An 11,482-nucleotide genomic window follows, 5' to 3' on the forward strand; every position below is an offset into this window, starting at 1 on the left:
GCTTCCCCGGGCAGGCGGTCGGGACGGCTCCGTCTTTGTCGACCAAACACGGAGCGGTTCACGGAGCTGCCTGAGTTGGCGATGCCTGATCAGAACCGGAAGGTCGCCAGGGAGGTGAAACGGTCTTCGTCGTCGGAGCCGGACCTGTACTGCCGGGCCCATTCGAACGAGACGTCGAACCGGCGCGGATCGGTGGCGGCGGCGGTGCCAAGACGCAGGCCGGCGCCGACGGAGCCGAGCCGGGTGGATGCGCGCTCGGCGGCCGTGGGCTCGTCCAGCCAGACTTGGCCGATCCCCCCGAAGGTGTAGGGCTCCAGCGTCACGTCCAGCCCATGGCCGGTGGCGAAGGACCACGGCGAGGCAATCTCGCCGCGGAGCCAGTAACCGGCGTCACCTTGGATGGACCCCGTGTCGAAGCCTAACGACGAGGAGGACAGGGCAGGGCTGAACATTTCCGAGCCCGGCAAAGGGTCGCCGAAGGACCATTGCGCCGCGGTGGTCGCGCCGACCGCCAGATGGTTCGCGACCTGCCGGCTCCACGACAGCACGGCCTCGACCTTGCGGAAGTCGCTGTCGGCGCCCTCGCGCGAAAGGGGCAGGGCGGCCGTGGCGTCGCCGGCCGAGCGTGCGCCGAAGGGGCCCCCGATCGTCGATCGTGGTGGCGGCTCGAGCCCCGACATCGGCCCGGTCATGTCCCTCCCGTCCCGGAACCCGGGCGGAGGGCGACGCACCGCTTTGGGCGGCAGAGCCGGCGGTCCGGCCGCTTGGTTCGGGTCCGCTTCCGGACCCTGGGCGACGCCGGAGCCGCCACCGTGGCAAGGAACCTGCGCGAACGCAGTCGTCGACGTCTGCTCGCCGGTCCGACTCATGTCGACGGAACACCGTGCGGTCAGTTTCCTTCGGTCACGAGACATGGCCAGACGCGGTCCATGCCGCACTTGGCCATCGGGGTCTTCAGGAAGAGGCCATTCGGAGCGGGGGCGTCGCCGCCGTCCGGCTCCAGAGCGACGGGCGGCCAGCGACTGTCGATGATCCATGCCGCCAGGTCGGGTGTGAGCTGGGATGGGTCTGTCGGCGCGATCACGGTCAGGGTGCCTGGGAGGTAGGTCAGATCGTAGTTGTCGCCGGCCGTCAGCGAACCGCGTTGGATCCGATAGGTTCCGACCGGTGACCCGGCGTCCGCCATGCTGGCGAGCGCACCGGTGAAGCCGTCGCCGTTCACAAGGCTGCCGGCGACCACCCGGAAGCGCAGCGGTGGATTGGGCGTTCCGTGTCGCCGAACCGCCGGACCGGCCGACACCGTGATGGGGCGCGGCGTCACCGTCAGGGTGCCGGAGGCGTAGCGGGTCGTGTAGTTGCCGAGGCCGGTGCCCTGGGCGTCCGCCGCCGCGATGGCATAGGGGCCGCCGCGGACCGTCGCTGTCGCCGCGGCGCCGGCGCTCGACAGGGTGACGCCGGTGATGATGTCGCCGTTGACGAGGCCGTCCGCCGTGAACGCCTTGCCGCCGAAGGCCAATCTCTCGCCATAGATTTTGGTGGCGTTCCGGGCCGTCACGAGGAGATCGCGTGGCGTCAGCGTCAGGGTGCCGGAGGCGTAGCGGGTCGTGTAGTTGCCGAGGCCGGTGCCCTGGGCGTCCGCCGCCGCGATGCCATAGCCGCCGGCGCGGACCGTCGCTGTCGCCGCGGCGCCCGCGCTCGACAGGGTGACGCCGGTGATCGTGTCGCCGTTGACGAGGCCGTCCGCCGTGAACTCCGTGCCGCCGAAGGCCAGTGTCTCGCCATAGATCTTCGTGGCGTTCCGGGCCGTCACGAGGAGATCGCGTGGCGTCACCGTCAGGGTGCCGGAGGCGTAGCGGGTCGTGTAGTTGCCGAGGCCGGTGCCCTGGGCGTCCGCCGCCGCGATCCCATAGCCGCCGGCGCGGACCGTCGCTGTCGCCGCGGCGCCGGCGCTCGACAGGGTGACGCCGGTGATCGTGTCGCCGTTGATGAGGCCGTCCGCCGTGAACTCCGTGCCGTCGAAGGCCAGTGTCTCGCCATAGATCTTGGTGGCGTTCCGGGCCGTCACGAGGAGATCGCGCGGCGTCACTGTCAGGGTGCCGGTTCCGTAGTCGGTGTAGACGCTGCGCCCGGACGCCTCCGCCACGGACAGGACGTTCGGGTCCGCATAGGCGTAGGTGCCGACCCGCGAGGCGCCGGTGATCGCGCTGCCCCAGCCGACGGTCACGGTGCCCGCGCCGACGCGGTCGATGCCGAGTCCCGACAGGCTCGGGTTCGGGTCGCCATAGATCCGAGACGTGTTGCCGGACAGCCGGACATAGTCGTCGAACAGGCCAGTCGAGACGCCGCGCAGCATCATGGAGCCGTCGTTCGCGCCCGTCGTCGACTTGCCCCACTCGTTGATGAAATCCCAGCCCGCATCGATGAACGTGAAGGGGTCGCGCATTTGAGCCGTGTTGAGGCCCGTGCCGCCGTCGCTGGTCGTCCGGCCGGAGGTCAAGGTGTTCCAGAAGCTCGACGAGACCGTGCCGTCGTTCGCCCCGACCAGCCCGCCGACATAATGGGTGCCATTCACCGCGCCCGTGGCGTAGCTCGACGAGACCGTGCCAACGTTCAACCCGACCAGCCCGCCGAGGCCAGTGGCCCCCCCGACCGCGCCCGTGGCGTAGCTCGACGAGACCGTGCCGAGGTTCGCCCCAACCAGCCCTCCGACTTCAGCGGTCCCACCGACCGCGCCCGTGGCGTAGCTCGACGAGACCGTGCCGAGGTTCGCCCCAACCAGCCCTCCGACTTCAGTGGTCGCACCGACCCCGCCCGTGGCGTAGCTCGACGAGACCGTGCCGAGGTTCAACCCGACCAGCCCGCCGACACCATCGGACCCTGTCACCGCGCCCGTGGCGTAGCTATTCGAGACCGTGCCGCCGTCGTTCAACCCGACCAGCCCGCCGAGGTAAGTGGCCCCCCCGACCGCGCCCGTGGCGTAGCTATTCGAGACCGTGCCGCCGTCGTTCGTCCCGACCAGCCCGCCGACTTCAGTGGTCGCCGTGACAGCGCCCGTGGCGTAGCTATTCGAGACCGTGCCGCGGTCGTTCGCCCCAACCAGCCCGCCGACACCCGCTGACCCCGTCACCGCGCCCGTGGCGTAGCTATTCGAGACCGTGCCGCCGTCGTTCAACCCGACCAGCCCGCCGAGGTCGGTGGTCCCCCCGACCGCGCCCGTGGCGTGACTCGACGAGACCGTGCCGCGGTTCGCCCCGACCAGCCCGCCGACACCCTCGGACCCTGTGACCGCGTCCGTGGCGTAGCTATTCGAGACCGTGCCGTCGTTCAACCCGACCAGCCCGCCGACAAAGATTTCTCCTCTTGCCATTCCGCCGACGAGGCCGACGGTGCGGATCGCCGAGCCCACCCCGGTCGCGCCGAACAGGCCGACGTTCGACTGGCCCGGCCGGTTGATCGTGAGGCCCCTGATCGTGTGGCCGAGGCCGTCGAACGAGCCATTAAACCTGTTCGTGAAATTCCCCACCGGGTTGAACCCGGCGCCGCCGTTCCAGGCGGCCGTGGCGCTCGCGTCGATGTCGGCGCCGAGGGCGTAGTGTCGGGCGAGGTTGCCCCGCATGCCCTGCAGGTCCTCGCCGGTCGTGCTGCCCGCGGCACCGAGGCTGGTGATGACCTGATAGGTCGTCACCGCGCCGTCATGCCCGAGCCTGGTCGAGAAGGTCTGCCCCGCCGTGAGGGTGACCGGCGCGGACACCGTGTAGCGCGCCGTGTTGCCGGCGCTGACGGCGCCCTGGCCGTAGTGAAGCGCCAGGCGGCCGCCGCCCGACGCGGTGATCGGCGCGTCGATGGCGATGTTGCGGAAGGCCGACAGCGTCAGCGTCGTCGCGGCCGTCCACGCCACCGGCGCCGCGACCGTGATGTCGCCCGCCTGCGGTCCGGGCGACCCGGCGCCGCCCGTGGTGACCGTGACATTGGCCGATTGAAGCTGGGTCCCCAGCGTGGCGGCGTTGATGACGCTGTCGGTGCCGGTCGCCGCAAAGCCGCCGCCCGTGGTCTGGGCGCCGTTCGAGATGACGACGTTGTAGGGATCCAGCAACAGCGTGCCGAAGCGGCCGGCCGGGGCCGAAAAGTCGGCGAGCCCGGTGTAGCCGAGCAGAGCCTTGCCGGAGACCTCCGCGAAGCCGCCGTCGCCCGACCGTGCGCCGCCCCGGGCGCGGATCGCGCCGGCGAACTCGGTCCGCACGTCGGACCAGACGATGACCCGGCCGCCGGAACCGGCTTCAAGGGCGCTTGCGTCGATGACGCTGGCCTTGTCGATGGCGACCGTTCTGGCGCGCTGAAGCTCGCCCCGACCCTGGTAGTCGCCGCCGATCCGCACCGAGCCGCCGCCGGACGGGCCGGAAACGTCGATCTGGGCGCCGGTCAGGGCTATGTCGTCGCCCGTGATGATGACCGAGCCGGCGGCCGGCCGGGGTCTCGGCAACGGCGTCGCGGCGGCCACCGGTCCGGCGCTGGCGCGGATCGCCCCGGACACCGCCACCGTTCCGCCGTCGCCGCCGAGCACGACCTTGCCGGACCGGCCCGAGACGGTTCTCGCCTCGATGATGCCCGACATGTTGACGACGGTGCGGGCGGCGTCCCGGGCGGCCGAGGCCTTCATCTCCACCGATCCGCCGTCGGCGGACAGGCGCCCGGAGTTGGAGACCGCGCCGTCCTCGACCGGAGCCTCGACCTGCAGAAAGCCGTCGCCCGCGAGGTCGAGCGTCACCCGTTTGCCGGACCCCAGCCCGACGCGGCCTAGCGGCACCGTGATGGTCCCGGCGTTGTCCACCTCGCCGCCGATCAGCGCCGCGTAGCCGCCCCGGCCGACGGTGATCGCGCCCCGGTTCACCACCCGGCCGCCCTTGCCCGAGAAGCTCCGCCGGCCGGCCATGAAGTCGCCGTCGGCGATGTCGAGCGAGGAGGCGACGAAGCCGCCGCCGGCCGACACCGTGCCGGTGGGCGTGAGGGTGATGCCGTTCGGGTTGATCAGGTAGACCCGGCCGTTCGCGGCGAGCCGGCCCGCGATCGTGCTGGTGGCGCCGCCGGTCACGCGGTTGACGAGGGCGGACGACGAGGAGGGCTGCGCGACTGTCACGCTCGCCCCCTGGCCGATCGAGAAGCTTTGCCAGTTCAGCACCGCGTTCGACGAGGTCTGGGTGATCGTCATGGCGTTTTCGGCCGACGAGGCGATCGACGCGCTGCCGGCCGCTAGACTGCCGCCCTGCGGAACCTGCTGCGCGAAGGCCGGCGTCGACCCCGAGCCAACGAGCGCGGTCGACAGCAGCAGCCGCAGCCCCAGGCGAGGGAGCATGGACCAGCGAGGCGTCGAGGCTTTCAAGCGGGCCGGTTCGATCGTCGCCCGGTCGATCTCGGCAGGACCACGCGATCGGTCGAGCCGGTCTCGTCCGGCCCGGTACATCCAAGCGGGCCACACACAGGTGAGATCAATCATGACTGACCTAGTCATCCGGCGTCCTCAAACCAAGAGATCCAAGGGCCGGCATCGGGATGCGATCTGAAATCGAAGACTGTCATGGCATCGGCAATGCGCTCGTCGAACGTCATCGCCGGCACGGCCGATGCGGCGGCGACTCGGCCATGGGACCCGATTCAACCGGCGAATGCTAAGTCGGTCATCGGCATAAATGTCAATGACGCTTCTTATCGAATAGCGTATCCGCTGGCGAGGTCGGCACGGCAGCGCTCCAAGCTTCGGGGTTGGCCTGTTCAGATGGCCCTTGGCTCGCCAACACGGCCGAAATTCTCCTCCGCATCGTCAGGACCGCGTCGTCCTCTGTCAGTCGAGACCTCGCGCGGCCGGTCAACGGCGTAGACCCCGACCGGACCTGCCGAACATCTATCTGCGCCAGCGGCATGGTGGAGCCGCCGACCGGGGCTGAGAGATCGAGCGTCAGCTGCGGCAGACCGTAGCGGGCTGTTCGCCACCGAGCTGTTCGCCTGCTCCGTGCTGGCGCTGGTTTCGCCGCAGGCGGAGATGGACACAGAAGGTGATCAGCGAGACGCTATGTGGCCACGTCTTTTCGACCTCTTCCATCTACGACATCAAAGCCCGGACGGAGCTGCCTGAGTTGGCGACGCCTGATCAGAACCGGAACGTCGCCAGGGAGGTGAAGCGGTCTTCTTCGTCCTCGGAGCCGGACCGGTACTGCCGGGCCCATTCGAACGAGACGTCGAACCGGCGCGGATCGGTGGCGGCGGCGGTGCCAAGGCGCAGGCCGGCGCCGATGGAGCCGAGCCGGGTGGATGCGCGCTCGGCGGCCGTGGGCTCTTCCAGCCAGACTTGGCCGATCCCCCCGAAGGTGTAGGGCTCCAGCGTCAAGTCCAGCCCATGGCCGGTCGCGAAGGACCACGGCGACGCAATCTCGCCGCGGAGCCAGTAACCGGCGTCACCTTGGATGGACCCCATGTCGAAGCCTAACGACGAGGAGGACAGGGCAGGGCTGAACATTTCCGAGCCCGGCAAAGGGTCGCCGAAGGACCATTGCGCGGCGGTGGTCGCGCCGACCGCCAGATGGTCCGCGACCTGCCGGCTCCACGACAGCACGGCCTCGACCTTGCGGAAGTCGCTGTCGGCGCCCTCGCGCGAAAGGGGCAGGACGGCCGTGGCGTCGCTGGCCGCGCGTGCGCCGAAGGCGTCGAGCCCGTGCGCGAAGGCGATCCTCGCGGAGACCGCATCGTCCCACGGCGAGGCGATGGAGAGGTTCACGGAGGCACGCAAGACGCGCAACTCGTCGAGCGACAACGAAGTCGCCGTCGGGGCGATCGTGTCGACCCGGTCCTGTATCACGTCGAAGGCGACTTCGGTCGAGAGGGCGAACGCGCGGGACTTGAGGAAGGGATAGCGTAGCCGCGCCGAATAGCGCTCGAAGGAGGATGAGAAGGTTGGTGCCGCCGGGTCGGGTCTTGGCGAGGCGTCGGTGCGGATCGCCTCCAGATTGACCAACAGTCCGTCCGATCCGATGGGCAGCGTGGCGCCGCCCCCGATGGAGCGGTTGCGGGGATCGGAGGCGAAAAACCCGATCGTGTCGCTGAGGGTGGGGTGGCCTGCAAATCCCAGGTAGAGCTGCTCGCCGCGCCCGGCGACCGAATTGAGCTCGAAGCTGCTCGTCATCCGCCAGTTGCCAAGGGCGTCCGACATGCCGTTGTCGAACCCGACGCTGCCGGAGACCGGGCGATGGTCGGTTTCGAGCACAAGGACGGCGCCGCCCTTCTCGGCGCCGCGTTTCAGGATCGAGCGGAGGGCGGTGCCGGGGGTCTCGCCCGCAATCAGCAGCCGCCGCTCGATGTCGTCACGCCGGATCGACCTCCGGCCGACGAGCGACCCGGTCACGGCCGCGATCCGTGCGCGCACCCGCGCCGGCAAGGCACTGTCGTCGATCCGCTCGATGAAGCCGTCCAGAACGACGAGGCTCATGCGTCCCCCGTCCTCCAGCGTCTGCGCGGGAACGATCACGCGCGCCAGAAGGTAGCCTTTGCTGGCGTAGGCTCTTTCCAGCGCGCCCGCGGCCGCGAACAGGGCGGCCACGCTGACGTCACGCCCGGCCAGCGGCTCCAGCAGGGCGGCGGTCGTCTGCTCGAAGCCCGCCAGCGTGCCCGTCACGTCGACACCGGCGAGCCGCACCGTCAATCCGCCGGCGCCCACGGGCGCCTCGCCCGGGCCCGACTCGGGCAGCGCCACAACAGGCCGCGCGGTCGGCGGTGCCGGCTGGAGCGTCGACGGCGTGATCTGACCGGCCGTCTGGGCGGAGGCCGGCTCTCCCGCAATCGGCGTCAGGATGCACACGGCGGCCAGACAGCCAACGAGCGCGCGCACCGCCGTGATCGTTCCAAGCAAAGGCCCGACACGTCGGTCAGGCCAGCCGGCGTGGCCGGATCGGCTTGCATGGTCGCGACGGAGAAGAATGCTGCTCGCCACCGGGCACCCCGCAGAATCAGACATAGTTAATTTCTACAATCATTCTCAGTGAAGTCAAACCGACCAGCAGATTCTGCATCTGTGCTGCCTCCGCCCCGATCGTCGGTCGCGATGGCGGCACCAGTCCCGTCATTGGCCGGGTCATGGCCGGCCCGCCCCGGAACCCGCCCGAATGGCGACGCACCGCCTGACCGCTCGGGCCGGCGGAGCCGGCAGTCCGGCCGCTCGGTTCGGGTCCGCACTCGAACCCTCGGCGTTACTCGAGCCGTGGCAGGTCCAAGACCCGGCGAGAGCGTTGCCGTCGACGTCTGCTCGGCGGTCCAGCTCAGGTCGACGGGACAGGGGGGTGGTCAGTCTGCGGACCGTCGCTGTCGCCGCGGCGCCGGTGCTCGACAGGGTGACGCCGGTGATCGTGTCGCCGTTGACGAGGCCGTCCGGCCATCGGTCAAGGTGGTACGTCGCTGCTCAACGAGGAACGGTGCCGCTTGGCGGCTCAAGCTTACTTCCCGCCGCCTCGGATGGCAGGGCAGGGGCGCTCACTTCCCGGCGGAATAGCCGAAGTCGATGGACAGAAGCGCGCCGGTGATCGGCGCGGCCTCGGGCTGGGCGAGGTAGTGGATGAGGCCGGCGACCTCCTCGGCACGGATCAGGCGGGCGCGGCCCTCGCCCTGCGGATAGCCGGCGAGAATGCGGCGGACATAGCCCGCCTCGTCGCCGCCGCCGTAGCGGCGCGCCTGATAGGCCATCATCGGCGTGTCCACGTCGCCCGGGCAGACCGCGTTGACGCGCACGCCGTGCGGCGCGAGCTCCAGCGCGAGGGCCTTGGTATAGAGCGAGACCGCGCCCTTCGACGCGCAATAGACCGCCGCGCCCGCGTTGCCCTGGATGCCGGCGTCGCTGGACAGGTTGACGATCAGGCCCTCGGTCTCCTTCAGGTGCGGGATCGCGGCGGCCGAGAGAAGGCAGACCGCGCGCACGTTGACGCCGAGGATCGCGTCGACGTCCTCCTCGGTGGTGTCCTCCGCCGGGCCTTCGCGCCAGATCCCGGCCGCGTTGACGAGGGCGTCGAGCCGACCTGCGGTGGCGGCGGCCCAGGCGACGATCGCCCGGCACGCCGCGCCGTCGGTGACGTCTGCGGCGTGGACGGCCGAGCCGGGGAGTTCCGCGGCAACGGCCTCCAGCCGATCCCGGTCGCGATCGGTCAGGAGCACCCGCCAGCCGGACGCCGCGAACCGGCGCGCCGTGGCGGCGCCGATGCCGCCTGCGGCGCCGGTGACCAGGATGGCGCGCGTCGTCATCGCTTGTCCTCGATCATGCTGTTGCCGCCGTCCACCACGACGAGCTGCCCGGTCACATAGGACGCGCCCTCGGAGGCGAGCCAGTCGATGCAGCTCGCCACCTCGTCGGGGCGGCCGGATCGTCCGATGGGCGTCGCCCGTCCGGCGGCCGCCTCTTCGTCGGTCTGCGAGCCCGTGGCGATCCAGCCCGGGGCGACGCAGTTCGCCGTCACGCCCGACCGCGCCACCTCCAGGCAGAGCGATCGGGTGAGGCCGACCATTCCGGCCTTGGCGGCCGCGTAGGCGCTGTCGCCGGCGACGCCCGCCACCGCTCCGGTTGTGGAGGACACGTTGACGATGCGCCCCCAGCCGCGCGCCTTCATGCCCGGCAGGACGGCCCGGATCATCGCGAAGGCGGTGGTGAGGTTCCGATCGATGACGCGGTGCCAGAGGTCGTCCGGGATGGTCTCCAGCTCGCCCGTGGCGTCGAGCGCGCCAAGGCTCGCCATGCCGGCGTTGTTGACGAGAATGTCGACCGGACCAATGGCGGCGGCCAGTCGCGCCACGGCCGCCGGATCGGTGAGATCCGCCACGTGGCCGTGGACGTCGAGCCCCTCGGCGCGAAGCTCCGCCGCGCGCTCCTCGATGCGCAGGGTGGTCGACGCGATGGCGACGGTGTGGCCGCGCCGCGCCAGGAGACGGGCGGCCGCGAAGCCGATCCCGGTCGGGCTGCCCGCCCCGGTCACCAGGACGGAGCGGTGGGGAGCGGAAGCGGTGGCGGGGTCGGGATCAGGGCTCATCGGCGTCGATCGGTGGGGTCCGCGGGATGGGAGAGCGGCGAGGGGCGGTCAGGACGGGGGATCATGACGTCGCGGCGGACGGCCGGCCAATCGGCGAGGTCGGCACGCCAGCGTTCCAAGCTTTGGGGTCCGCATAGCCGAACGACCTTGGAGATCGCCGAGACAACCGAGACCCTCCTCAGCATCGTCAGGACCGCGTCCTTCCCGGATCTCATGCAGATACACGTCCCGGCGGGCGTTGTCGCCCCGGTCGCGTCGGCGAGCAGGCGGGAGGCTTTGCGATGGCCGGCGGCATGGATGCGCACGCCTACGAGCGGGCATGCTTCCCGCCGGACCGGCCATGCGGACGCCGGACTTACGAAGGTCCGGGGGCGAAGTTGGCGATCCTGGTGACCAGGGTGTAATCGGCCTCGACGGCCATGATCGCCACGAAGGCCAGGACCGCCACGACCGGTGCCAGGATGGCGAGGATCAGGGTCGGCCGCTCCCAGGCCATGTGCATGAACACGGCGACGATCAGCCCGGCCTTGAGGATCATGAAGAGCAGAATGAGTCCGTAGCGGGCGGCGCCAGCGAAATCGAGATAGTCCACCATGTACGACAGGGCGCTGAGCACGAACAGCCAGGTCCAGACCACGAAGTAGAGCTTCAGGGGATGCTGCTGCGCGTGGGCGGCGGAAGGGGATGCCATGGCGGACCTCACCACAGATAGAAGAACGCGAAGATGAAGACCCAGACCAGGTCGACGAAGTGCCAGTAGAGGCCGAGGATTTCGACGGCCTCATAGTGGCCGCGGCGGCTGGTGAAGAAGCCCCGCCGGCCCTCCTCGTAGTCGCCGCGCCAGACCTTTCGGGCGATGATCAGCAGGAAGATCACGCCTATGGTCACGTGGGTTCCGTGGAAGCCCGTGATCATGAAGAAGGTCGAGCCGAACTGGGCGGCACCGAACGGATTGCCCCAGGGCCTCACGCCTTCGTGGATCAGCTTGGACCACTCGAACGCCTGCATGCCGACGAAGGTGGCGCCGAGCGCGGCGGTGGCCAGCATCAGGGCCGTGGTCGTCCGGCGGTCGCGCCGGAAGGCGTAGTTGACCGCCAGCGCCATGGTGCCGCTGCTGCTGATCAGCACGAAGGTCATGATGGCGATGAGGAGCAGCGGAAAGGCCGTTCCGGCGACCTCGAGCGAGAAGACCTGGCTGGCGTTGGGCCAGGGTTCCGGAGTCGAGATCCGCGCCGTCATGTAGGCGATCAGGAAGCAGCCGAAGACGAAGGTGTCGCTGAGGAGAAAGATCCACATCATCGCCTTGCCCCAGGACGCGGTCCTGAATGCGCGCCTGTCGGAGGCGAGATCGGAGGCGACGCTGCGCAGGCCGGCCCTGGTCGGCGAGCCGGCCGCTGTGCGGGGAAGGGCGGACTCAGTCATGTCGGGCG

The 11,482-nt window shown here is 70.2% G+C and carries 7 protein-coding genes; all 7 read right to left on the reverse strand.

What is annotated here, in order from left to right; genetic code table 11:
• Window positions 1–89: 89 nt before the first annotated feature.
• Window positions 90–692, reverse strand: coding sequence for a ShlB/FhaC/HecB family hemolysin secretion/activation protein (locus tag HND91_RS04585; protein WP_181705365.1), 603 nt, complete (start codon window positions 690–692; stop codon window positions 90–92).
• A 197-nt stretch (window positions 693–889) separates the two neighbouring features.
• Window positions 890–5,350: a beta strand repeat-containing protein gene (locus tag HND91_RS04590; protein ID WP_181705366.1), complete on the reverse strand. Its 4,461-nt coding sequence runs from the start codon at window positions 5,348–5,350 to the stop codon at window positions 890–892.
• Between the two features lie 792 nt (window positions 5,351–6,142).
• Window positions 6,143–7,873 (reverse strand): ShlB/FhaC/HecB family hemolysin secretion/activation protein, encoded by a 1,731-nt coding sequence (locus HND91_RS04595; RefSeq protein ID WP_181705367.1) that lies wholly within the window; start codon window positions 7,871–7,873, stop codon window positions 6,143–6,145.
• A gap of 638 nt (window positions 7,874–8,511) precedes the next feature.
• Window positions 8,512–9,273, reverse strand: coding sequence for an SDR family NAD(P)-dependent oxidoreductase (locus HND91_RS04600; protein WP_181705368.1), 762 nt, complete (start codon window positions 9,271–9,273; stop codon window positions 8,512–8,514).
• Window positions 9,270–10,052, reverse strand: a complete 783-nt coding sequence (locus HND91_RS04605; protein WP_181705369.1) for an SDR family NAD(P)-dependent oxidoreductase — start codon at window positions 10,050–10,052, stop codon at window positions 9,270–9,272. Before HND91_RS04605 ends, HND91_RS04600 begins: the two co-directional genes overlap by 4 nt.
• Window positions 10,053–10,407: 355 nt before the next feature.
• A complete protein-coding gene (locus tag HND91_RS04610) occupies window positions 10,408–10,743 on the reverse strand; it encodes a cytochrome C oxidase subunit IV family protein (protein WP_181705370.1) in 336 nt (111 codons plus the stop codon).
• 8 nt (window positions 10,744–10,751) lie between these two features.
• Entirely contained in the window at window positions 10,752–11,474 is a 723-nt protein-coding gene (locus tag HND91_RS04615; protein ID WP_181705371.1) for a heme-copper oxidase subunit III family protein, read from the reverse strand.
• Window positions 11,475–11,482: the final 8 nt, after the last annotated feature.

The sequence above is a fragment of the Chthonobacter rhizosphaerae genome (assembly GCF_013839525.1).
Classification (GTDB): domain Bacteria; phylum Pseudomonadota; class Alphaproteobacteria; order Rhizobiales; family Pleomorphomonadaceae; genus Chthonobacter; species Chthonobacter rhizosphaerae.